The sequence below is a fragment of the Bacillus sp. ES1-5 genome, assembly GCF_022487605.1.
Taxonomy (GTDB): Bacteria; Bacillota; Bacilli; order Bacillales; family Bacillaceae_G; genus Bacillus_A; species Bacillus_A wiedmannii.
Genome location: NZ_JAKVPU010000001.1, coordinates 859299 through 881324, shown reverse-complemented (window position 1 = coordinate 881324; position 22026 = coordinate 859299). Strand labels below are relative to the sequence as shown.

24 protein-coding genes and 1 pseudogene are annotated in these 22026 nt (G+C 34.8%); 17 read left to right on the top strand and 8 right to left on the bottom strand.

Annotated features, from left to right (window positions below):
- The first annotated feature begins 27 nt into the window (after positions 1 to 27).
- Both csaA and MKO96_RS04540 read left to right on the top strand, forming a co-directional pair.
- Positions 28 to 357 carry a chaperone CsaA gene (csaA, locus tag MKO96_RS04545; protein WP_240586823.1) on the top strand — a complete coding sequence of 110 codons (330 nt, stop codon included), beginning with the start codon at positions 28 to 30 and terminating at the stop codon, positions 355 to 357.
- Between the two features lie 17 nt (positions 358 to 374).
- Entirely contained in the window at positions 375 to 902 is a 528-nt protein-coding gene (locus MKO96_RS04540; RefSeq protein ID WP_240586822.1) for a DUF1572 domain-containing protein, read from the top strand.
- Here MKO96_RS04540 and MKO96_RS04535 read toward each other — a convergent pair.
- Together MKO96_RS04535 and MKO96_RS04530 are read right to left on the bottom strand one after the other, a co-directional pair.
- Positions 875 to 1180 (bottom strand): permease, encoded by a 306-nt coding sequence (locus tag MKO96_RS04535; protein ID WP_141525376.1) that lies wholly within the window; start codon positions 1178 to 1180, stop codon positions 875 to 877. The genes MKO96_RS04540 and MKO96_RS04535 overlap by 28 nt on opposite strands.
- Before the next feature lie 4 nt (positions 1181 to 1184).
- On the bottom strand, positions 1185 to 1481 hold the full coding sequence (locus MKO96_RS04530; RefSeq protein ID WP_240586821.1) for a hypothetical protein: 297 nt from the start codon (positions 1479 to 1481) through the stop codon (positions 1185 to 1187).
- An 89-nt stretch (positions 1482 to 1570) separates the two neighbouring features.
- On the opposite strand from MKO96_RS04530, the gene spoIIP reads away from it, so the two are divergent.
- The 5 genes from spoIIP to MKO96_RS04505 all read left to right on the top strand — a co-directional run bounded on the left by spoIIP (position 1571) and on the right by MKO96_RS04505 (position 6333).
- Positions 1571 to 2725 (top strand): stage II sporulation protein SpoIIP, encoded by a 1155-nt coding sequence (gene spoIIP, locus MKO96_RS04525; RefSeq protein WP_240586820.1) that lies wholly within the window; start codon positions 1571 to 1573, stop codon positions 2723 to 2725.
- Between the two features lie 226 nt (positions 2726 to 2951).
- Complete coding sequence (locus tag MKO96_RS04520) at positions 2952 to 3449, top strand: GNAT family N-acetyltransferase (RefSeq protein WP_240586819.1); 498 nt, start codon at positions 2952 to 2954, stop codon at positions 3447 to 3449.
- An 11-nt stretch (positions 3450 to 3460) separates the two neighbouring features.
- On the top strand, positions 3461 to 4201 hold the full coding sequence (locus MKO96_RS04515) for a M15 family metallopeptidase (protein ID WP_240586818.1): 741 nt from the start codon (positions 3461 to 3463) through the stop codon (positions 4199 to 4201).
- A 23-nt stretch (positions 4202 to 4224) separates the two neighbouring features.
- The gene (locus MKO96_RS04510; protein WP_240586817.1) at positions 4225 to 4671 is read left to right on the top strand and encodes an NUDIX hydrolase; all 447 of its coding nucleotides are present in this window, start codon (positions 4225 to 4227) and stop codon (positions 4669 to 4671) included.
- A 186-nt stretch (positions 4672 to 4857) separates the two neighbouring features.
- Positions 4858 to 6333 carry an amidase family protein gene (locus MKO96_RS04505; protein WP_240586816.1) on the top strand — a complete coding sequence of 492 codons (1476 nt, stop codon included), beginning with the start codon at positions 4858 to 4860 and terminating at the stop codon, positions 6331 to 6333.
- Between the two features lie 49 nt (positions 6334 to 6382).
- Here MKO96_RS04505 and MKO96_RS04500 read toward each other — a convergent pair whose 3' ends face one another.
- Positions 6383 to 7600, bottom strand: a complete 1218-nt coding sequence (locus MKO96_RS04500) for an MFS transporter (protein ID WP_240586815.1) — start codon at positions 7598 to 7600, stop codon at positions 6383 to 6385.
- 276 nt (positions 7601 to 7876) lie between these two features.
- Between MKO96_RS04500 and MKO96_RS04495 the strand changes: the two genes are divergently transcribed.
- The 6 genes and pseudogenes from MKO96_RS04495 (at position 7877) to MKO96_RS04470 (ending at position 12934) form a co-directional block, all read left to right on the top strand.
- The gene (locus MKO96_RS04495) at positions 7877 to 8305 is read left to right on the top strand and encodes an NfeD family protein (protein ID WP_240586814.1); all 429 of its coding nucleotides are present in this window, start codon (positions 7877 to 7879) and stop codon (positions 8303 to 8305) included.
- A 2-nt stretch (positions 8306 to 8307) separates the two neighbouring features.
- Positions 8308 to 9279, top strand: a complete 972-nt coding sequence (locus MKO96_RS04490) for an SPFH domain-containing protein (RefSeq protein ID WP_240586813.1) — start codon at positions 8308 to 8310, stop codon at positions 9277 to 9279.
- Positions 9280 to 9544: 265 nt separating this feature from the next.
- Positions 9545 to 10135 carry a histidine phosphatase family protein gene (locus MKO96_RS04485; RefSeq protein ID WP_151035409.1) on the top strand — a complete coding sequence of 197 codons (591 nt, stop codon included), beginning with the start codon at positions 9545 to 9547 and terminating at the stop codon, positions 10133 to 10135.
- Positions 10136 to 10141: 6 nt separating this feature from the next.
- Positions 10142 to 10868, top strand: a pseudogene (locus MKO96_RS04480) (HAD-IIB family hydrolase).
- 148 nt (positions 10869 to 11016) lie between these two features.
- On the top strand, positions 11017 to 11562 hold the full coding sequence (locus tag MKO96_RS04475) for a MarR family winged helix-turn-helix transcriptional regulator (protein ID WP_000534966.1): 546 nt from the start codon (positions 11017 to 11019) through the stop codon (positions 11560 to 11562).
- Positions 11563 to 11734: 172 nt separating this feature from the next.
- Complete coding sequence (locus MKO96_RS04470; protein WP_240587383.1) at positions 11735 to 12934, top strand: MFS transporter; 1200 nt, start codon at positions 11735 to 11737, stop codon at positions 12932 to 12934.
- 24 nt (positions 12935 to 12958) lie between these two features.
- On the opposite strand, the gene MKO96_RS04465 is transcribed toward MKO96_RS04470, so the two are convergent.
- A complete protein-coding gene (locus MKO96_RS04465) occupies positions 12959 to 13420 on the bottom strand; it encodes a DinB family protein (protein WP_074651011.1) in 462 nt (153 codons plus the stop codon).
- 171 nt (positions 13421 to 13591) lie between these two features.
- Between MKO96_RS04465 and alr the strand changes: the two genes are divergently transcribed.
- Positions 13592 to 14767, top strand: coding sequence for an alanine racemase (alr, locus tag MKO96_RS04460; RefSeq protein ID WP_240587382.1), 1176 nt, complete (start codon positions 13592 to 13594; stop codon positions 14765 to 14767).
- A gap of 20 nt (positions 14768 to 14787) precedes the next feature.
- Here the strand turns inward: alr and MKO96_RS04455 are convergent, their stop codons facing one another.
- The 3 genes from MKO96_RS04455 to MKO96_RS04445 are packed head-to-tail and all read right to left on the bottom strand — an operon-like array spanning position 14788 to position 17283.
- The gene (locus MKO96_RS04455) at positions 14788 to 15501 is read right to left on the bottom strand and encodes a class I SAM-dependent methyltransferase (protein WP_240586812.1); all 714 of its coding nucleotides are present in this window, start codon (positions 15499 to 15501) and stop codon (positions 14788 to 14790) included.
- Positions 15494 to 16381, bottom strand: coding sequence for a GNAT family N-acetyltransferase (locus MKO96_RS04450; RefSeq protein ID WP_240586811.1), 888 nt, complete (start codon positions 16379 to 16381; stop codon positions 15494 to 15496). Before MKO96_RS04450 ends, MKO96_RS04455 begins: the two co-directional genes overlap by 8 nt.
- A gap of 23 nt (positions 16382 to 16404) precedes the next feature.
- Positions 16405 to 17283, bottom strand: coding sequence for an aminoglycoside phosphotransferase family protein (locus MKO96_RS04445; protein ID WP_240586810.1), 879 nt, complete (start codon positions 17281 to 17283; stop codon positions 16405 to 16407).
- 384 nt (positions 17284 to 17667) lie between these two features.
- Here MKO96_RS04445 and MKO96_RS04440 point away from each other — a divergent pair, with 384 nt between their 5' ends.
- Entirely contained in the window at positions 17668 to 18876 is a 1209-nt protein-coding gene (locus tag MKO96_RS04440) for a macrolide family glycosyltransferase (RefSeq protein ID WP_240586809.1), read from the top strand.
- Positions 18877 to 19045: 169 nt separating this feature from the next.
- Complete coding sequence (locus tag MKO96_RS04435; protein WP_240586808.1) at positions 19046 to 19891, top strand: YitT family protein; 846 nt, start codon at positions 19046 to 19048, stop codon at positions 19889 to 19891.
- A 46-nt stretch (positions 19892 to 19937) separates the two neighbouring features.
- Here MKO96_RS04435 and pdxR read toward each other — a convergent pair whose 3' ends face one another.
- Positions 19938 to 21338: a MocR-like pyridoxine biosynthesis transcription factor PdxR gene (pdxR, locus tag MKO96_RS04430; RefSeq protein WP_240586807.1), complete on the bottom strand. Its 1401-nt coding sequence runs from the start codon at positions 21336 to 21338 to the stop codon at positions 19938 to 19940.
- Between the two features lie 130 nt (positions 21339 to 21468).
- Between pdxR and MKO96_RS04425 the strand changes: the two genes are divergently transcribed.
- The gene (locus tag MKO96_RS04425; RefSeq protein WP_240586806.1) at positions 21469 to 21891 is read left to right on the top strand and encodes a GNAT family N-acetyltransferase; all 423 of its coding nucleotides are present in this window, start codon (positions 21469 to 21471) and stop codon (positions 21889 to 21891) included.
- Positions 21892 to 22026: the final 135 nt, after the last annotated feature.

Below are 22026 nucleotides of genomic sequence, written 5' to 3'. Positions count from 1 at the left end.
TAAGTAATAATTGGGAGGAATGATAAAATGGCTAATCTTGAAGATTTTTTAACTTTGGATGTAAGAATTGGAACTGTAACACATGCAGAGGAATTTAAAAAAGCTAGAGTTCCAGCAATTAAACTAGAAATTGATTTTGGAGAGCTTGGAATTAAGCAGTCGAGTGCTCAAATTACGAAGAGATATACTCCAGAAGATTTAATCGGTCAGCAAATCGTTGCTGTTGTAAATTTTCCGCCAAAACGTGTAGCTGGATTTAAATCAGAAGTGCTTGTTTTAGGCGGAGTACCTGAAGATGGTGATGTCGTATTACTACAGCCTAATATGGAATTACCAAATGGAACGAAAATTAGTTAGTGTAAAGGCGGGGGAATATGGATATTGGACGAGAATATTTACAATGTGCCATATCGAATTTTGAAGCAACAAAGAAGCAAGGTGAACGGGTGCTTTCACAATTATCATATGAACAAATCGAATGGTCTTCTCATGAAGCAACAAATAGTATAGCGGTTATTATAAAGCATCTGCATGGTAATATGCGTTCTAGATGGACGGACTTTTTAACGTCTGATGGTGAAAAAATAGATCGTAACCGAGATGCTGAATTTGAAGCTGGTTATCATTCTAAGGAAGAGGTACTCAAATCATGGAATGAAGGATGGGAATATGTTTTTAATGCGATGCATGTGCTAACGCCTGAACATTTATTACAGACGGTATATATTCGCGGTGAAGCGCATACTGTTATGCAAGCAATAGAAAGACAAATTTCTCATTATGCTTTGCATATTGGACAGATTACTTACATTGGTAAAATGTTAAAAGAAAACGAGTGGGAATGTTTAAGTATTCCTAGAGGACAGTCTGCACGTTATGTAGAGAAAAAACGTTCAACATAATAATAGGAAAGAAGCCGGTATAAAATGGGGAATAAGAAAATCACCCAAATAATAGATGGTTCTGTAATCATAAGCATGCTGCCAAAAATAAGTCCATATATAATAAGAAAGAAATTAAAAAGCGTATTCACAGGGATAAACCGTGAGATAAACACTTGCTGTCGTTTAAAACAATCCCCGTGAAATAAGTATAAGCGGAAGTACGATGTGGCAGTAATAAGATCTTTCTTTCGCGCAATTCTTTTTTTGCATGTATGGCAAATGAATGGTGGTTGCATTTCATTACGCTCCATTTTTTATTTTCGTAATAATGTAAGACAAGATTAGGTACAAGGTGTATATTCCTATATACGCTCCTGATATAAGAAAAAATGGATTTAGTAAAATTCCATGAATGCTTGTCATAAAAACTAAATCTTGTATTAAAACGTCATATATATTAATAGAAATAATTGTACCGAGTACATAAAGTGCTAAGTACGCTGAAATATGTAACGCAACACGGATTGTAGGATGCTTAGTAAGCCAATAAAAAATAAATGATAGTACAATGGGTAATGTTCCTATTAGTAGCTTCAATTCATTTCACCTCATTAACAATATAGCCGGAACTTAGACGGTCTATTCTCTAGAGCTTGTACATAACTTGAAATAGAGAGGGTGATAGTATGAATCGAGGCTTTTTTTATGTGAAGTTCACAAGTGTACGTAAGTTAGTTTTATTTATTATTACTACAGTACTAGCGACTTTTTTTCTTATTAGTATGATGGTAACCTCTATGAAAGAGACAAAGTCAACGTATTTATATAATTGGTTAAATGAGTTATCGATGAATGGTTACATGTACGTTCTTGGGAAAGAGAATCATTATTTTACACAGGAGTATCGAAATTTAAATCAAGATTTTTCAATTTCTTCGTTTCTCTTTTCTATGGCTACGAATATTCGTTTTAATGATGTACGCAGTTTTGTCGGAAAAGAGCTACCTGGTTTTGGAAAGTACGATACAGAAATTGTTATTGCGGGTGAAGGGACAAATTATTCTAACTTACCGATAGAGTCGAGCGTTCCGCTTGAAGAAGTAGTAAAAGAACGGACTGGTGAAGGTGGACAGGCTCAAAAGCCGGATACGAACAAAGAGAAAAAGCAACCGGCTCAAACGACAGGAAAAAGACAAGTTGCGCTTATTTATCATTCGCATAGTTGGGAATCTTATTTGCCGTTACTAAATTTAGCAAACGATCCAAATCCGAATAAAGCAACAAGTTCCGTCACTAATATTTCAATAGTGGGCGATCGATTTCGTGAACAATTAGCAAGTGAAGGGATAGGAGCTACTAACGACAAGACTGATGTCGGCCAAAAGTTGATTAGTAAAGGTTTAAATAGTAATAGTTCTTACAAAGTGTCACGGGAAATTGTACAAGAAGCAATGACAGGCAATAAAGAACTGCAGTACTTCTTTGACTTGCATCGTGATAGTGCTCGGAAAAATGTCACGACAAAAGCAATTGGAGATAAATCATATGCAAAACTTGCTTTCGTAATAGGGAAAGGCAATAAAAATTATGAAAAGAACTTACAATTAGCAACAGCTCTTCATGAGGAAATTAATAAGAAATATCCAGGGGTGAGTCGTGGTGTCATTCAAAAAGGATTCCAGACAGGAAATGGTGTCTACAATCAAGACTTATCTGGGCAAGCGATATTAATTGAAGTTGGTGGCGTAGATAATACAGAGGAAGAACTAAATCGATCAATTGATGCCCTTGCTAAAGCGTTTGGTGAATATTTCTGGCAGGCGGAAAAGGTGAATGGATAAAATGAAACATAAATTAGTGGCAGATTCTGAAAAAACGTGAGTGTAAAGCTTGCGTTTTTTCTTTGTAATGATGAGGTGTCACAGAATAGACATAATTTGCTGTTGTTATGGTAATATCGAAATTTGTCAAATTATACTGGGAAATTTACAAAGGGATTTTCGGAAAATTAGAGAAAATCTTTTTACAAGGAAAACTTTTTATTATAAAACTGGTAGGGTGATAGAAATGATTAGGGAAATCAAAATAGAAGATGCAGCACCATTTTTGCAATTAAGTAAGCAATTAGATGAAGAAACGAAATTTATGCTATATGAACCAGGAGAAAGAAAATTTACAGCGGAGCAACAAGAACAAATGATTCATCGCTTTATAGAAAATGAATATGCAACGATATTGGTAGCAGTTGAAGATGAGAGAATAGTAGGGTTTATTTTAGTGAATGGAAATCATATTCAAAGAAAAAGACATGTAGCAGGTATTGTAATTGGTATTTTGCAAGAGTATAGCGGGCGAGGTATTGGGACGAGATTGTTTAAAGAGGCTGAGAAGTGGGCAAGATTACATGATGTATGGCGTTTAGAATTAACGGTAATGGCCCACAATACGAGAGCTCAGGCACTATATACAAAAGCTGGATTTGAGAAAGAAGGTGTCAAAAGAGCTGCTCTTATTATCGATGGAGAGAACATCGATGAGTATGAAATGGCCAAATTATTAAAATAAGAGGTCGTTATATGAAAAAAAGATGGACACTACTTGGTATCGTAGCGATGATACTCATTGTTGGAGTAGCAGGAATCAATTATAAAATGTATAAGGATAAGCAGGCGCGCGAGGTAAATGTAAATAACATATTTCCGAAAGCGAAAGAAACGATTGTGAATATGGATGGTGATATTGCCGTAATTAGTAATCCGAATTCGATGCTTGTGCTTGTGAATAAAAATAGGCGTTTACCAGATGGGTATAGACCGCCAGATTTAGTTATTCCGAAAGTACGTTACTCTAGTGAAGGTGATCAAGAAAAGAAAAAAATGAGAAAAGAGGCAGCAGGGGCGCTTGAGGAAATGTTTCAGCAAGCTGATAAGGAGCGTGTTTTTCTTTTTGCGGTCTCTGGATTTAGATCTTTCGATCGACAAAAAGCATTAAATACGATGTATAAAAAACAAGATGGAGAAGCAAAAACAGCGATGTCGAGTGCAGTTCCTGGAACGAGTGAACATCAAACAGGGCTTGCTATGGATATTACATCTCAATCTGCGAAGTTTCAGCTAGAGACAATTTTTGGTGAAACGAAAGAAGGGCAGTGGCTGTCTGAAAATGCCCATAAATTTGGGTTTGTCATTCGATATACAAAAGAGAAAGAATCGCTTACGGGCTATCGATATGAACCATGGCACGTAAGGTATGTGGGTAACCCACAAGCTACATATTTATATGAAAATCAACTGACGCTTGAAGAAGTAACGCAGTGAGCAATTGAGGGGAGAGAAGGATTATGACGGGGTTATATAAGAAAAAAGTACACGCATATGTGACAAGAGAAAAAGAAGGAGTTATGCAACTGCTTGTTTTTAAACATCGTAATATACCTGAAGCTGGTATACAAGTACCAGGGGGAACAGTTGACGAAGGGGAAACATTAGAAGCAGCAATTTTACGTGAAGTACAGGAAGAGTCTGGATTACGTCATTTATGCATAGAAAGATTCCTAGCCGATTACATCATACTTGTGAAAGAGAAAAAGGAATATCAAAAGCGTCATTTTTTCCACGTAACGTTACTAACAGATGTAAAAGATGATTGGGAACATATTGTAAGTGCCGGTGAGGGAGATCAAGGATTAGTATTTTGCTACGAATGGATTGATATTGCAAAATGCCCTGCATTAGCTGGGAAACAAGGTGAGTTTTTACATTTGTTAGATGAGGTATATGTAAAGTAATAAAAGAGTCTGAAGCGGAAATTTATTCGTTTCAGACTTTTTTTATTTTTCAGGAAATAAAAGGTTTTTACATTGATAAGTTGAATTCTTTGAAAGGCATTGTAGTTGTATATGCGAGGAGCGGAGAAAATGAAAAAGTAATAGATACACGTTATCAATAAAAGCTTTTAAAGAAGGAGAATGAAGATGGAGATTCAGTTCAATGCACGATTACAAAGAGAATTAACAATTCATGATATACAAGTAGCTATGGAAGCTGGGCAATTAACTTCAAAAGAATTAGTTATGTATTATCTTCATAGAATCGCGAAATATGATCAAGAAGGACCAAAAATCAATTCTATTTTAGAAATCAATCCAGACGCTATCTTTATTGCAGAAGCGTTAGATTATGAAAGAAAGATAAAAGATGGACGGGGACCATTACATGGTATACCTGTGTTACTTAAGGACAATATTGAAACGAATGACTCTATGCATACAAGTGCAGGTACGATTGCTCTAGAACAAAATATTAGTAGTGAAGATGCATTTCTCGTTACGAAACTGAGAGAAGCAGGAGCAGTAATAATAGGAAAGACTAATATGACAGAATTAGCAAATGCAATGTCTTTTGACATGTGGGCTGGATATAGTGCAAGAGGTGGACAAACAATAAACCCTTACGGTACAGGTGAGGATGATATGTTTGTTGGTGGCTCAAGTACAGGATCTGCGATAGCAGTTGCCGCTAACTTTACAGTAGTATCTGTTGGAAAGGAAACGGATGCTTCTATTTTAAGTCCGGCTGTTCAAAACTCTGTAGTCGGTATTAAACCGACTGTTGGTCTAATTAGTCGTAGAGGCATTATTCCGTTCACGTATTCGCAAGATACAGCTGGTCCATTTGCTAGAACGGTTACAGACGCTGCTATTTTGCTAGGGAGTTTAACTGGGGTAGACGAGAAGGATGTAGCTACTCATAAAAGTGAAGGTATAGCAGAACATGATTATACAAAATATCTTGATGTTAATGGCTTACATGGAGCGAAGATTGGTGTATTTAGCAATGCACCAAAAGATTATTATGAAACTGGTGAGTATGATGAAAAATTGTTTAAGGAAACGATTGAAGTATTGCGTAGTGAGGGAGCGACAGTAGTAGAAAATATTGATATTCCGTCTTTGCATAGAGAATGGAGCTGGGGAGTTCCGCTTTATGAATTGAAGCATAGCTTAGATAACTATCTTTCGAAATTACCTTCTACTATTCCAGTACATTCTATTTCGGAGTTAATGGAGTTTAATGAAAATATAGCAGAAAGAACTTTGAAATATGGGCAAACTAAGTTAGAAGGAAGAAAAGATTTTCCTAATACGTTAAGAAATCCAGAATATTTAAATGCAAGATTAGAAGATATATATTTTTCGCAAGAACAAGGTATTGATTTTGCACTGGAAAAATATAATCTTGATGCGATTCTGTTCCCTTCTTATATAGGTTCTACTATATGTGCAAAAGCAGGTTATCCATCTATAGCGATACCAGCGGGATATATGGATAACGGGAGACCGTTTGGAATTACTCTTGCAAGCACTGCTTTTTCTGAGGGGACCTTGATTAAACTAGCATACGCTTTTGAACAAGCGACAAAGCATCGGAAAATTCCTAATTTGTCATAAAAAGAATAAACAAATAGGACAGGAATTCCTGTCCTATTTATTTTGTTAATTAAAGTGAAATATCTTTTTGCTCTGTTTTATCATATTTTAATAAGTTAAATGATAAACAAGCAGAGCACAATATAAGGATAGAAGCGAGAATATAAATCGTACGAACACCAAACAAATCGGTAATAATTCCAACGCTAAGCATAGAGAGACCAGAAGCTGTCGAGAGGAGTGCACCATGAGCTGTATACATTTTTGATAGTAAAGTAGGGGCGACACTTGATTGTAGCACTGTCGTTTGAGAAATATCTCTAATTTGATAACATGGACCCATTAGAACGCATAGAAAAAGCGCAATAAACCCGCTACTTGTCATACCATATAAAAATGTAAGAATACTAAACATAAGAGAGCCTATCGCCATGGAGCGTATTAAATTGTTTTGAATGTATGTACTCATTTTCCATGCTAATATCCCGCCAATTAACGTCCCAACATAATAACTTGTATTAATATACCCCCACCATTCTTCTCCTTTATGAAGAACAGTCGTTACATAAGCCATTGTAATAGCACCGATCCATATTGTCCCTGCGAAAGTTTCAATTAAGTCCATACATGTAACGATACGGAGAGAAGGGTTCTGAAATAAGAGTTTCCAACCTTCCAATAAAGCAGCGCTTTTTGAAGAAGAAGGCTCTATTACTCGTTCAGTATGTAGGGAACGTAATGAAAGGTGTAGTGCAACACATCCAAAAATCATCAAAATGTTATTCATCATGAGTGTAGAAGTAGCACCGATATGAAGAACGATGACACTTGTAAATGAATAAGCAGCGGCTTGCGCAATTTGTGTGGAAAAGGAAAAAATACTATTTACTTTTACTAATTGTTCTTTTCGTGTAAGGCGAGGAAGGATACCGTATAATAATGGCGCACTCCAACCGCTACATAATGAAATGAAAAAAATGAAAATGAATAGTGCTACAATGTTTGTGGACAGGGATGGGAATAATATCACTAATAAAAATAATAGAGCAGTTTTTGTCCATTGTAGTGTGAAAAGTAATGAATAAGATGAAAAACGATTCATTATAAGTGGTGCAGATGTATTTGCTATAAGATTAGTTATGACTTGTACTAATGGAAAAAGAGCGGTTAATGTAGCTGATTTCGTTGTGATATACGTATGAGTTGTAATAATCATGATGTATACGATGTCAGCGAGAGTAATGCATATTTTAGAGCCTAAATAGTAAATTAGTGAACGATTTTGCAACAAGCACACCACCTTCCTAAAAAATAATATTTTAGTAGTTAAAATAATTATAAATTGAAAATTAAATTTTCGAAAGAATTTCATTTTTTTGTCGCTTTTTGAAAGGGATTTTCATGTATAATGAAGAATATATTAATATAATATTTTATTAATACTTTTTATAACAGTGAATATGTACAATAGCTTGTAGTAAATGCCCTGGTATAAGAAAGGGCGGATAAACCATTCTTTTCTTCATATACATATAGAAAATGAGAAAGAAAGTGAGGGTTGCATATGGCTGCTTGGGTAATTTGGTTTATAATAGCTGGTATTTTATTTATTGCGGAAATGTTGTCGATTACGTTTTACATGCTTTGGCTTGGAATTGGAGCTGTTGTCGGAGGTCTAATTGCTTTATTTGTTCCTGAAGCACTACTGTTACAAGTTGTTGCTGGTGCGATTGTAAGTTTAACATTGACTTTCTTTACGAAAAGAATTTCAAAAAACTTTCGAGAAGCAAAAGGTTTTACTGATACAGTAGATTTGCTAGTCGGTAAAAAAGGGATCATTATGCAAGCGATTACAATTGAAGTGAATGGTATTGTGAAGGTGGATGGAGATATTTGGACAGCTATTGCAGATGATCCAATTGATGTTGGAGAAAAAGTTATTGTTATAAAGAGGAATAGTACTATATTACAAGTAAAAAAGGAGAGTGAATAAATATGGCAGTAGCATTAACATTAACGATTATTTTCGCACTAATTGTTGTTACATTTATCGCATTAACAATTAAAATTATTCCACAGCAAAAAGTTGGAGTCGTTGAAAGGTTTGGTAAGTTTCAGCGTATTATGGAGCCGGGATTAAATTTATTAATACCAATTGTAGACCGCGTTCGCGTATATCATGACTTACGTATTCAGCAAACGAATGTACCACCACAGAAGGTAATTACGAAAGATAATGTACAAGTAGAAATTGATACAATTATTTTCTATCAAATTGTGGAACCAGAACTTGCGACATATGGTATTTCGAACTATGAATATGGTGTTCGTAACATTACTTCTGCAACGATGCGCCAAATTATCGGTAAAATGGAACTGGATGAAACGTTATCTGGTCGGGAAAAAATTTCAACAGAAATTCGCTTAGCACTTGATGAAGCAACAGAAAAATGGGGCGTTCGCATTGAGCGTGTTGAAGTTGTCGATATTAATCCGCCAAAAGATGTGCAAGCATCGATGGAAAAACAAATGAAAGCAGAACGTAATAAACGTGCGATCATTTTAGAAGCTGAAGCTGCAAAACAAGATAAAGTCCTTCGTGCTGAAGGTGAAAAGCAAAGTAAAATCTTAATGGCTGAAGGTGATAAAGAAGCACGCATTCGAGAAGCTGAAGGTATAAAGGAAGCAAAAGAACTAGAAGCGCAAGGGGAAGCAAGAGCGATTGAGGAAATTGCAAAAGCAGAACAAAATCGAATTGAATTACTTCGTGCAGCAGATTTAGATGAACGCGTACTTGCTTATAAATCATTTGAATCATTGATTGAGGTTGCAAAAGGTCCAGCAAATAAAGTCTTTATTCCGTCTAATGCAATTGAAACACTTGGTACTCTCGGAGCAATTGGAGAAATCTTTAAAGAAAAACAAGCGAAGAAATTGCCTTCGATTGATACAAACAAAGAACAATAAGGGTGTGAAAGAGAAATGGGTGCCATTTCTCTTTTTATTTTTGAGTAGGATAAAAAATATTAGTCCTTTGCCATTATGAATAGGACTTTTTGTTTGTCACTTTTGAAAGAATAATAAGTTTAGGGTGCTTGGAATTGCTAATTGGAGTAACACGTTTACTAGACGGGTTAAAAAACTGTCAAAGTAATATATTTTTGTTAAAGAAAATTTTAAATATGATATAATGGGATTTTATGGATATTAAATAAGGGAGTGGGGAACAAACATGCAAATACTACTAATACGTCATGGTGAATCCGAAGCGGACATTTTACATGTACATGAAGGACGAGCTGACTTTGAATTGACAGAAAAAGGAAGACGGCAAGTGCAAAGGCTTGTACAGAAAGTGAAAGCAGATTTTCCGCCAGATTTCATTTGGGCAAGTACATTAAAGCGTGCTCGTGAAACTGGTGAAACGTTAGCTGAAGGAATTGGATGCCCAATTCAACTAGAAGAGGAATTAATGGAGTTTAATAACGGAGTGCAAGCAGGCTTATCTTTTGAAGAAGCAAAGAAATATCCAGAGCCAAAGTTTCTTCATGACCGTTTTGAAAATGGGGAATCATTTATTGAATTTAGAATGAGAATAGAAGGAATCTTTTCTAAAATCGTGACAGAGAATACATATGACCGAATTGCAATCGTTGCACACGGTGGTGTAATAAATAGTCTATTACGTGCGTTTTTCAAAATGCCAATTTCAATGGATTATTATTTTAAAATGGGCGATACGGGAATAAGCTTAATTGAAATTGATGGGGAACAAAAAACGGTGCATTTCATTAATGATACGAATCATTTGGACGGGATATAAAGACCCGTGTACAAAGTAGTGTTTTTTGATGCTGACGGTACGCTTTTAAGTGAGATTGATAGAAGTATGCACGAAAGTACAAAAGAAGCGATACAAAGATTAATAGATAAAGGAATTCACGTAGTTGTTACAACAGGGAGACCATATAGCTTATGTTCGCAATTTAAGGAACTAGGCATAAATACGTTTATTTCTGCAAATGGTGCACATATTAAGTGTGAGGAATCAGTTATACATAAATCAGTACTTTCCAGTGAAATTGTTCATGATATCTCGGGGTTTGCTGAATTACATGGTCACGGTATTTCTTATTTTACCGAGGATTTTGCAATGAACGGAATAGCCTCGGATAATGAGCGTGTAATGCAAGCGCTTAGCGAGACGTTGAATTTAGAGAAGTATCCTGAAAAAAGTAGGGATTTGTCAGAAGAGGTCTATTGTTTATGTCTGTATGCGGATGAAATAGAATCTCAGAAGTTTATTGAAAAATACCCAATGCTTACATTTGACCGTTTTCATGGTTATGTCATAAATGTATTGGAAGATAATAAAGTATCGAAGCTAACTGCAATTCAAAAAGTATTGGAGCATTTAAACATTAGTAAATCAGAAGCAATTGCTTTTGGCGATGGGGAATGGCGGAGAAGTACTAAAAACAAAAGCTGATTTCGTTACAAAGAAGGCGAGTGAAGGTGGTATTTCCTTTGCCTTAAAGGAGTTTCGTATTATTTAAAGATAATAGCTAGTCAGTTTGAAACATCCTGTTTTCATGACAGGATGTTTTGTTTAACAATATTCTTGCAATAAAAGTAAAAATGTGAGTATAATGAAAAAGTAGTTAGGTAAGCTAATTAATTTAAGAGAAAGGAGAGTGAAGATAAATGGGTTCAAAAAATGATTCTCTTCCTTTAGGGATTGGGCCGTATACAGAGTTAATAAAAAAGACAGCATCAGCGGATACGGATCCAATCGCAGCAAAACTTGGTTTGTTAATGTTATGGACGTCTGATAATGTTCTTGATGCTGTTGACCTAGATTTAGCTCCGCTTGGTATATCGGAAAGTAAATTAGATTTTTTACTGTTGTTTATTTTACGTGAAATGGAATCAAATGGGGAAGAAGTGAATATGAGTCCTTCTGATATTGCGAGTCGATTAGGGATAACACGTGCTTCTGTCACTGGCTTGTTAGATTGGATGGAGAAACGAGAGTTAATCGTAAGATTCCATCATTCTGAAGATCGAAGAAGGTTAAAAGTGAAAATTACTTCGAAAGGAAAAGAATTAGTTACACACTCTTTACCAACTTTTTGGTTATCTTGCGCTTCGTTAGTTGACGACTTTAATCAAGAAGAGCGTCAAGTTTTAGAGAAGCTGTTAAATAAAATGCAAGTAAATATGCAGGTGAAATTAGGAGAGGGTAGGTAAATAAGTTGATTATAAGGGTCAACTTATTTATTTGGAAATATAATTAGTCTACCTTATTATATGTTTAGCTAACTTTAGAGGGAGTCATACTTTTTACGATGTAATTAAAATAAGTAAGCGTACTTTAGATGTTTTAAATAGAAAAAAATCGTAATAAGGGAGAGATATTATGATGGAAATAGGAAAGAAAATAAATAGTGAAAAGAATTATACAATAATGACCGTTGTATTATGTTGGTCGGGTATGGTAGTTATGTCTAGCTTATATGTAACAATCCCTTTAATTGCACTATTTTCAGACCTTTTTAATGTTTCACTAGCACAATCTGCAGCTACAGGCAGTATATTTTCTGTTGGCTTTGCTATAGGTTGCTTGTTATTTGGGGCAATCTCTGATAAATATGGGCGAAAAAAAGTGATCTTCATTGGATTACTTGCTCTGTCGATTATTTCGTTTTCCTTAGGGTTTGTGGATAGTATAATGTGGCTTGTTATTTTTAGGGGCTTACAGGGTATTGCAGCAGCTACATTTTCTCCGGTAGCGTTAGCTTACGTTGTAGAAATATTTCCAGTAGAAAAAAAGGTTACAACAATAGGATTTGTTAGTACCGGTTTTTTAGTAGCTGGAATTGTAGGTCAGGTAATAAGTACGGTTGTTAGTCAACATTTTGGATGGCATATGGTGTTCTTTCTTCTTAGCGTTGTCTATATGATTACTGCTGTATGGGTTCATTTTTCTCTTCCGAAAGGGGGAATATCTCAATCCTATACTGATATTTTGGGACCGATTAAACAGATGGGTAAAGTATTTACACATAAAAGCTTAGTATTGAGCTATATGATTGCGTTTGTTTTATTGATGGCTTTTGTTAATATGTATACTGTTTTAGGGAATTATTTGAGCTCTTCTACTTACAATTTAACTGCAGAACAAATCCTTTATTTTCGCTTAGCGGGGCTATTTGGTATGATGATGTCACCGATTGCGGGTCGTTTAACAAAGAGGTTCGAAGTAAGGAAAGTTCTTCAAGGTGGATTGTTGGTCGCTATTTTTAGTCTAAGTGCAATGGGCTTTGTTTCGTATCTGCCTCTTCTTGTCATAATGAGTATTTGTTTTGTAATAGGTATTGCTATATCCGTTCCGTCTTTAGTTGCTCTTGTCGGCCAATTGGGAGGGAAAGCAAGGGGAATAGCAGTTTCTATCTATACCTTTGTTTTATTTTTAGGTACTAGTATAGGCCCCTTCGTTTCTATTTATCTTATGAAAATAGGAAGTTATACTCAAACATTTATTTTATTAGGAATGTTACTTTTTATTGGATTTATTGCTTCTCTATTTATTAGTAATGAACGTGTATTTGATGATATGTAGATTGGATAATGAATGAGTGGAAAATCACTCAAATAAAGGAATGCGAGGATCTTTCATATGCTCGCACAGTAAAATATGAATTTGTCCACGATGATGATAAAAGTGTGCAACAATTTCAAGCAACCATTCAAACCGAGAATAAGAAACACCCCAATAGGCAGTCATAACTTCTGCTAATTCTTCTTGGGAATAGGAAAGAAATATTTTAGAGAGAAGGTTGTATCCTTCAATCATTATTTGTTGCATATGGACAATTGTTTCCGGTGTATGTTCTAAATAAAAAGTCCGTAACTCTTTTTCCGTACTACCATTTAAAATGAGTAAATCCGCATGGCAAATAAGAGAAAGATGTGCACACATTTCAAATACAGATCGCTTTGCGTGAATGGGCTGTATTTTTAAATCGGCTTCATTATATTGGTTAAGCATTTGAATAGAAGTGTCAACAGCAATTTTAAGTTGATGCAAGGCAGGTTGAACAAACATTGTAATTCTCCTCATCTCCGTATATAATAGTTTCTTAAGGGTATTTTATCATACTCAAAATTCCGAAAATTCTAGTAGTTTGACTAGCATATTGAAAAGTATTATATTGTAAAAGGTCATATGAAACGTGAAATAGAATGGAATGCAATTATTGAGTTAGGAGTTAGACCAATGAGTTTGAAATATGGAAGAGATACAATTATTGAAATTGACTTAAATGCAGTAAAACATAATGTAAAAGAATTTAAAAAGCGCGTGAATGATGAAAATATTGCAATGATGGCTGCTGTAAAAGCAAATGGGTATGGCCATGGGGCAGTTGAAGTTGCGAAAGCTGCTATTGAAGTAGGAATAAATCAGCTTGCAGTTGCATTTGTAGATGAAGCGATAGAGTTAAGAGAAGCAGGAATTAACGTGCCGATTTTAATTTTAGGTTATACATCAGTAGCAGCTGCGGAAGAGGCAATTCAATATGACGTTATGATGACTGTTTATAGAAGTGAAGATTTACAAGGTATAAATGAAATCGCAAACCGTCTTCAAAAGAAAGCGCAAATTCAGGTGAAAATTGATACAGGAATGAGTCGTATCGGTTTACAAGAAGAAGAGGTTAAACCATTTTTAGAAGAATTGAACCGTATGGAGTATGTAGAGGTAGTAGGAATGTTTACACATTACTCTACGGCAGATGAAATTGATAAATCATATACGAATATGCAAACAAGTTTATTTGAGAAAGTTGTCAATGCAGCAAAAGAATTAGGAATTCATATTCCATATATTCATAGTTCAAATAGTGCAGGTTCAATGGAGCTTAGCAATACATTTCAAAATATGGTCCGTGTAGGTATTGGAATATATGGAATGTATCCTTCAAAAGAGGTAGATCATGCAGTCGTTTCTTTACAGCCTGCGTTGTCGCTAAAATCAAAAGTAGCCCATATTAAACATGCGAAGAAGAATCGCGGTGTAAGTTATGGGAATACGTATGTAACGACTGGTGAAGAATGGATTGCAACTGTACCGATTGGTTATGCTGATGGCTATAATCGTCAGTTATCTAATAAAGGGCATGCATTAATAAATGGAGTTCGAGTACCTGTTATTGGCCGTGTTTGTATGGATCAGCTCATGTTAGACGTTTCAAAAGCAATGCCAGTACAAGTTGGGGACGAAGTAGTATTCTACGGTAAACAAGGCGAAGAAGAAATTGCGGTAGAAGAAGTAGCGGATATGTTAGGTACAATTAACTATGAAGTTACATGTATGTTAGACAGAAGAATCCCGCGAGTTTATAAAGAAAATAATGAAACGACTGCTGTCGTAAATATACTAAGAAAAAACTGAATCGATATGATTCAGTTTTTTTATTTTTGACAAATGAAAAATGCTCTATTTGTACCGTGTAGCTGAATATTCTTAAAACCAACGGATTTCAACAAAGATATTATTTCTTCATTGGAATAACAAGCTTCTTCAAAAGTAAAGTCCCTTCTTTTCCAATTATTATCTATGTCATGTTGAAATAGTATAAAGTTCATTTCTGCTTTTTTATTTTCGTTATCATATGTAGAATCAATCGTACATACATATTCTTCCGCTGAAATATGAAATGAAGCAATCCATTTTTCAAGAAAACCTTTCTCCATATTCATATCAAATGCAAAAGTACCTCCATCATATAATGCTAAATAAACATGATGAAAAGTATCTTTGAGCTCATCTAATGTCAGTATATGATTTAAACTATCACCTGCTGAGATGACGTAGTGGAAAGGCTCATCTACTTTAAAAAAGCGTGCATCGCCGACGATAAAGGATGCATCTGGCGCATTGTGAAGTGCGTGTTCAATCATTTTTGCAGAACCGTCTATACCAGTTACTATAAAATTATGATCAAGTAGTTTCCTAGTAAGATGACCAGTCCCACAGCAAAGATCTAATATACGGGAGTGGGGAGGAGCGTCTTGTAAAACGAATTTATGATAGGCTGGATAGGAGTGTTCAGCAAAATGTCCCCAATGTTTATTATAGATGTCTGCAAAAATATTATAATTAGAATAAATTGGTTTTTTACACATATGTATTCTCCTCAAAATTCATTATATTATAATAGTCATGCTTCGTTTTTATTTCAAAACCACATTGTGTATATAGCTTTAAAGCGTGGTTATTTTTCGTTTCGACGTCCAATTCAATTGTTGAAATTCCTTTTGTAATAAGGGTATGTACCATATAACTAAGAATATCTTTTCCATATCCTTTACCTTGATAAGAAGGATGAACGGCGAATCCTGATAGTGTAGTAGATTGCTCTTGCTTAGAAATTGTGATCGTTCCTACTATTTTTTCATCGATAAGAGCACAGTAAACTTGATGGGAAGGTGAATTCATCATCTTTTGTAACCATGTAGCGGTATTTTCTGCTGAATCTCCAAAGGCTTTACTGGAAATTTCAATAAGATCAAGAAGTAATTCTGAAGATGCAAGAGTAAGCTGTATAGTATGCTTTGTTGTTTTTTGCACTTCTTTTGTTTTGAACTCCATACTATATTCACTATATAAATAAGGTAACTTCAAATGTTTTGCAAATTCTTTCCCGGAAATAGAATCCCCATTCATAATAATAAGAGCTTCATCTGCCACTCTTATTCGTATTTCTTTCATTGCGGTTTGTAAAAGAGTAGTACCTATATGTTGCTTCCTATAGTTCGGATGAACAAACCCTATTAACTCCAGTTTTGTCGGTCTTTCAAAGTCATACATACTTAATGCACCGATTAATTGAGTATCGTCATAAAGTAGAAAATCATTTATCTCTTCATTAGTACGAGCAGTTAAAAAGTTTATATGTAAATCTGACGAATAATCAATTTCATCGTGTTGTCCGCAAATATGAGCTAAATCTTTCATTTGCTGAATTTCATTTGCTGTTAAAGATTTCTTTTGTTCAATATTCATTTCATAATCCCTCTCATTCGTATTTAAAAATAGGATGGGTGACGCAACCACTTTTCTAAATCCACGCTACCCTGAACAGATAATAATCGGTACAAATATCGATAGGGATGTCTACATTCTTCAAGACGGGGAATGGGCATAATGGTTTCGTAACCTTGTTTAAAAGCATGAGCCTCTTTTTCAGTAAATATATATTCTAAGCCGATAAAATCAAACTCCCTTGGAGCAACTGCATAGGCTTCTGTATCTACTAAGCCTGTAATAGATGTACCATCTGATAAAAACTGAGTAGGGTCCATATCAATTAAAACGAGAGTTGATTCCTTTGGTGCTGGTAAGGAAGAAAGTTGTGATTCAAAAGTAGGAAATGCATTTTGTATGCTTTCATTATCGGAATAAAACATATTTACAAGCTCTTTACTCACATTTAAAATGTGTGATTGGAATTCATCTAGTGTAATTTGGAAGGAACCTGACACATTTCCTATGTAATCGGCTTTAAATGTATGTATTTCTGCAAGCCCTTTTCCTAGACTGAATAAAATAGAATCTGGTTGCCTGATAAAAGATTGGACTGTGTTACCTACTAACTTTTCGGCTACAACGAATTCACGACCACTTAAAATATGTTTTTCTAATATTGTTGGGATAGGAAGATTAGTATGTTCTTGCAGCAATGTATGTACAGCTTTTAAATGATGTACGTTCCTTGGATCAATTCCAAATAGGTTTTTACATCCCCACCAAAAATCATTATTTGGTTCTTCATTCATTTTAGAAGAACGAACGATGACTTCTGCATCTTCTGTTCGGACGAGAAACACATCGCTTGCATGGTCTTCATAACCTGGGTGTAAAGCTTGAATAGATAAAATAGGTGAAGTGAATAGTTGTTGTAGCATGGAGTTGCTCCTTTTTCTGTAAATTCTATAAATTCATTATATAACAGAATATGTTCCAAGTGGATAATGATGAGGACAACATAGAACTTAAATAAATTTATAGTGAGAAATCAGTGTGAAAATTATATTTTTCTACTTTTGTATGAATTATCAAAATAATATTTCTGATGATAAATCTGTAAAAACACCCGAATGTAAACTCTTATTTTCAGTAAATGAAGAGTTAAGCGTTCTTTTATAAGTATTATAAAGTTGGTTATGAAAAATATTTCTCAATAATAAAATGAAGAGAAGAATATAAAGAAGTAGAATAGATTCCTTTATAATAGTTTTAAATTAATTAATATAATTAATTATTAATAATATTAGATAGGAGAGAATATGATGGCAAATGTACTCGTAATAAATTTCCCTGGAGAAGGTCATATAAATCCGACTTTAGCTATTGTAAGTGAGTTAATTCGGCGAGGGGAGACAGTTGTTTCGTATTGTATTGAAGATTATAGAAAGAAGATTGAAGCAACAGGTGCAGAACTCCGAGTGTTTGAGAATTTCCTCTCTCAAATTAATATTATGGAACGAGTAAATGAAGGTGGGAGTCCTTTGACGATGCTATCTCATATGATTGAAGCATCAGAGCGTATTGTGACTCAAATTGTAGAAGAAACAAAAGGGGAAAAGTACGATTACTTGCTATACGATAATCATTTTCCCGTAGGACGTATTATAGCCAATGTTTTAAAATTACCTAGCGTTTCTTCTTGTACAACATTTGCTTTTAATCAGTACATTACTTTTAATGATGAACAAGAATCAAGACAAGTAGACGAAACGAATCCATTATATCAATCTTGTTTAGCGGGAATGGAAAAATGGAATAGGCAGTATGGAATGAAATGTAATAGTATGTATGATATTATGAATCATCCTGGTGATATTACTATCGTATATACTTCAAAAGAATACCAGCCCCGTTCAGATGTATTCGATGAATCGTATAAGTTCGTCGGCCCATCAATTGCTACGCGTAAAGAAGTAGGCAGCTTTCCTATGGTAGATTTAAAAGATAAAAAATTGATTTTCATTTCTATGGGAACAGTTTTTAATGAACAACCTGAACTATATGAAAAATGTTTTGAAGCGTTTAAAGATGTAGAAGCGACAGTCGTATTAGTTGTTGGTAAGAAGATAAATATAAATCAATTTGAAAACATTCCGAATAACTTTAAGTTGTATAATTACGTGCCGCAATTAGAAATATTACAGCATGCTGATGTATTCGTGACACACGGTGGTATGAATAGTTCAAGCGAAGCACTATATTACGGTGTCCCGTTAGTTGTAATTCCAGTAACAGGAGATCAGCCTTTAGTTGCGAAACGAGTGAGTGAAGTAGGAGCTGGAATAAGGCTTAATCGTAAAGAATTAACTTCTGAATCGTTACGTGAAGCTGTAGAGAAAGTAACGTATGATGTAACGTTTAAGGAAAATAGTCGTAAAGTTGGAGAGTCACTTCGAAATGCTGGTGGGTATAATAGGGCAGTTGATGAAATATTAAAAATGAAAATGAATTCATACTCAAAACTTAAATAAATGTTTGGAGCACACTTACTGTAATATGTAAGTGTGTTTCTATAAATAAATTACATAAAAAATCAATGTAAAGGTGAAACTTTTGTGTATATAAACTCATATCTTTGAATTAGTAGTAAAATTACGTTAAAATAATACTAAGAAAATACATAAGTTTTGGGGGTAATGAATGAAAAGAGTATTTGAATACGTATTATTAACAATTGGATCGATTATTGTAGCGGGTTCATTAGAGCTTATTTTAGCACCTAATGGATTAGTAGATGGTGGGGTAACGGCCATTGCTATTATGGCAAATAAAGTTGCTGGATTACCGCTTTACGGAGTGTTTTTAGGACTTAATATTCCTATCCTGCTATTTACAGCAAGAGTAATGGGGAAGAAATTCTTCATCCGTACATCTTATGCAAATGTAGTTACAACACTCGGATTAATTTATTTAAAACCATTTCCGGCGATTACAACTTCTGAACTATTAATTGTACTTTATGGCGGAGTACTGTTTGGAATTGGCGTTGGGATTGTTGTTAAAATGGGCGGAGCAATAGACGGATCAGAAATGTTAGCAGTTTGGATGAACAAACACTTTAAAGTACCGATTAGTACATTTTTACTTGCGGTAAATGCAGTTATTTTCATATTTGTAGCGATTTTATTTTCAATCGAACAAGCGATGTTCTCATTAGCAATTTTCTATATTGTTACGAAGATGATTGATTTCATATTAGATGGTATAAATCAAGGAAAGAGCGTTATGATTATTTCTGGTAAAAATAAAGAAGTAGGCGATCTACTTATGAAAGAATTGCAATTATCCGTTACGTATCTACATGGAGAAGGTGGTTTTTTAGGAGAAGAAAAGAGAATCATTTATTGTATTACGAACCGTTTCATTTATCCGAAAATGAAAGATCTCGTTCTCTCTGTAGATCCAACTGCTATCATTGAAGCTTCTTATTCAACAGAAACAACTGGTGTCAAACGACCGGGAAGAACAGCAAAATCAGAAAAATAGTGAATGAAAATAGCTCCACGTAAGTATAACTTGCGTGGAGCTATTCTTATGTAAGGAACCAGGCCTTTTTCAGTAATTGGACAACCGTTTCGATGCGATCCTCTGGAATACTGCCAAAACCGAGCAATACATACGACTCCTCCCTTACATTATGAACAGAATTGTATGTGGAGAGAGGGTATAACTTAATACGTTCTTTTGCGGCCGCATGAATAAGTTCTTGTTCATTCATCCCGTTATGAACGTGAAGCACGATATGAAGTCCTGATTGTTCACCAAGTACATGAACGTTATTCCCCATTTCGTTTGTAATAGATTTAATTAAAGAAATATGTTTTCTTTTATATAACGTGCGGCTTCGGTTAATATGACGCTCCCAATCACCATTTTGAATAAAGGTAGCAAAGGTAAGTTGTTGCAGCGTAGAAACTGTTTGTTTAAACATACCACCAAGTTCTTGATAAGCTCCTAATAGATGAGGTGGTAAAACGATATATCCCATTCGTAAAGAAGGTAAAAAAGATTTTGAGAAAGTTCCCATATAAATAACACGTTCATTTGAATCTAGCCCTTGTAAAGAAGGAATAGGTTTTCCTATATAGCGAAATTCCCCGTCGTAATCATCTTCAATAATATAGCCCTTACAATCATTCGCCCATTTTAATAACTCGAGTCTTCTAGATAACGGCATAATGATTCCAAGTGGAAATTGGTGAGATGGAGTGACATACGCTACATTGGAAGCCGATTTACGTAAAGCGGAAATATAAATCCCTTTATCATCTAAAGGGATAGGGTGAACGGGAAGGCCAGAACTTTGAATCATAGCAGGGATACGGTGAAATCCAGGATTTTCGATTCCGTATTCTTTTTTTGAACCAAGTAGTTGAAGTAGTAGCCAAAGAAGAGGTTGCGTACCTGCTCCGATAATAATTTGATCAGGTGAAGAATGTACCCCGCGAGCATGATATAAATACTTTGAAATATGTTCTCGTAGAACGAGCTCACCTTGTGGATCTTCTTTAGCAAATAATTCATTTTCATACTGAAATAAAGTTTCGTGTATTGCTCTTTTCCAGTTTGTTATCGGAAAAGATTTTTGATCAATAAGTCCTTGACTACAATCATAGTCATATTGTTCTTTTTCTTTATCGTTAGCACTGTTTGACGCAATTTGCTGTTTCTTTTGAATGACATCAATATCAACTTCTGCAACAAAAATCCCGCGCTTCGGTTCGCTTTCTACATACCCTTCAGCTAGTAATTGTTGATAAGCAGATTCAACTGTAATACGGCTCACATTAAGTTGTACCGCTAAATTTCTGTGAGAAGGAAGGCGTGTACCGGCACATAGTGATCCATGAGAGATTTCTCGTTTCACATATTCGTAAATCTGTATGTAAATGGGTGTTTTACTTTGTAATTGTAATGGGATAGTAAGATCCATTCGTAGACACTCCTCTTTATACTGGCCTTATAAAAAAGAATAGAACTGTCACTTAAGTTAAGGGCAGTTGCTATCTATAATGATGATATAACATTTAGAAAATTATATAAATAGTAAGGGGAGAATTATAATGAATATTAAAGCAGTAGTAACAGAAGCGGATTTACATGATGTATTTCCCGTATTACAGCAATTACGAACGAAGCTTTCAAGAGAAGAAGCGAGTTCTTTATTTCAAAAAATGAAAGAAGAAAATTATAAACTACTCTCGTTACGGGATGAAGATGAAGAAGTTGTGAGTCTAGCCGGTGTAGCGATTTGTACGAACTTTTATAATGAGAAACATGTTTTCGTATATGATCTTGTAACTGCGGAAGCACACAGATCAAAAGGATATGGTAAAGTTCTACTGTCATATGTAGAAAAATGGGGGAAAGAAAAAGGGTGCAGCTCTATCGTTCTTACATCTGCGTTTCCAAGAATGGATGCACATCGTTTTTATGAAAGAGAGGGCTATGATAAGGTAAGCTATTCTTTTTATAAAGAGCTATAATACTAAGTAGGTTCCGTGTTTAGAAATATATGGAACCTATTTTCTTTTCTGGATTTGAGCTAGTAACAGGTCCAGTAATATAATTTGTTGAATATTAGAAAATAACAAGGGGGTATTAAATTTAGAGAATGTTAG

What these genes read in the sequence shown, in the direction of transcription:
- alr (WP_240587382.1), top strand. Translation starts at nt 13,592, where the DNA reads ATGAGTTTGAAATATGGAAGAGATACAATTATTGAAATTGACTTAAAT.
- MKO96_RS04515 (WP_240586818.1), top strand. Translation starts at nt 3,461, where the DNA reads ATGAAAAAAAGATGGACACTACTTGGTATCGTAGCGATGATACTCATT.
- MKO96_RS04465 (WP_074651011.1), bottom strand. Translation starts at nt 13,420, where the DNA reads ATGTTTGTTCAACCTGCCTTGCATCAACTTAAAATTGCTGTTGACACT.
- pdxR (WP_240586807.1), bottom strand. Translation starts at nt 21,338, where the DNA reads ATGGATCTTACTATCCCATTACAATTACAAAGTAAAACACCCATTTAC.
- MKO96_RS04510 (WP_240586817.1), top strand. Translation starts at nt 4,225, where the DNA reads ATGACGGGGTTATATAAGAAAAAAGTACACGCATATGTGACAAGAGAA.
- MKO96_RS04435 (WP_240586808.1), top strand. Translation starts at nt 19,046, where the DNA reads ATGAAAAGAGTATTTGAATACGTATTATTAACAATTGGATCGATTATT.
- MKO96_RS04470 (WP_240587383.1), top strand. Translation starts at nt 11,735, where the DNA reads ATGGAAATAGGAAAGAAAATAAATAGTGAAAAGAATTATACAATAATG.
- MKO96_RS04505 (WP_240586816.1), top strand. Translation starts at nt 4,858, where the DNA reads ATGGAGATTCAGTTCAATGCACGATTACAAAGAGAATTAACAATTCAT.
- MKO96_RS04445 (WP_240586810.1), bottom strand. Translation starts at nt 17,283, where the DNA reads ATGCTACAACAACTATTCACTTCACCTATTTTATCTATTCAAGCTTTA.
- MKO96_RS04455 (WP_240586812.1), bottom strand. Translation starts at nt 15,501, where the DNA reads ATGTGTAAAAAACCAATTTATTCTAATTATAATATTTTTGCAGACATC.
- MKO96_RS04540 (WP_240586822.1), top strand. Translation starts at nt 375, where the DNA reads ATGGATATTGGACGAGAATATTTACAATGTGCCATATCGAATTTTGAA.
- MKO96_RS04535 (WP_141525376.1), bottom strand. Translation starts at nt 1,180, where the DNA reads ATGCAACCACCATTCATTTGCCATACATGCAAAAAAAGAATTGCGCGA.
- spoIIP (WP_240586820.1), top strand. Translation starts at nt 1,571, where the DNA reads ATGAATCGAGGCTTTTTTTATGTGAAGTTCACAAGTGTACGTAAGTTA.
- MKO96_RS04490 (WP_240586813.1), top strand. Translation starts at nt 8,308, where the DNA reads ATGGCAGTAGCATTAACATTAACGATTATTTTCGCACTAATTGTTGTT.
- MKO96_RS04440 (WP_240586809.1), top strand. Translation starts at nt 17,668, where the DNA reads ATGGCAAATGTACTCGTAATAAATTTCCCTGGAGAAGGTCATATAAAT.
- MKO96_RS04475 (WP_000534966.1), top strand. Translation starts at nt 11,017, where the DNA reads ATGGGTTCAAAAAATGATTCTCTTCCTTTAGGGATTGGGCCGTATACA.
- MKO96_RS04520 (WP_240586819.1), top strand. Translation starts at nt 2,952, where the DNA reads ATGATTAGGGAAATCAAAATAGAAGATGCAGCACCATTTTTGCAATTA.
- MKO96_RS04450 (WP_240586811.1), bottom strand. Translation starts at nt 16,381, where the DNA reads ATGAATATTGAACAAAAGAAATCTTTAACAGCAAATGAAATTCAGCAA.
- MKO96_RS04425 (WP_240586806.1), top strand. Translation starts at nt 21,469, where the DNA reads ATGAATATTAAAGCAGTAGTAACAGAAGCGGATTTACATGATGTATTT.
- csaA (WP_240586823.1), top strand. Translation starts at nt 28, where the DNA reads ATGGCTAATCTTGAAGATTTTTTAACTTTGGATGTAAGAATTGGAACT.
- MKO96_RS04495 (WP_240586814.1), top strand. Translation starts at nt 7,877, where the DNA reads ATGGCTGCTTGGGTAATTTGGTTTATAATAGCTGGTATTTTATTTATT.
- MKO96_RS04485 (WP_151035409.1), top strand. Translation starts at nt 9,545, where the DNA reads ATGCAAATACTACTAATACGTCATGGTGAATCCGAAGCGGACATTTTA.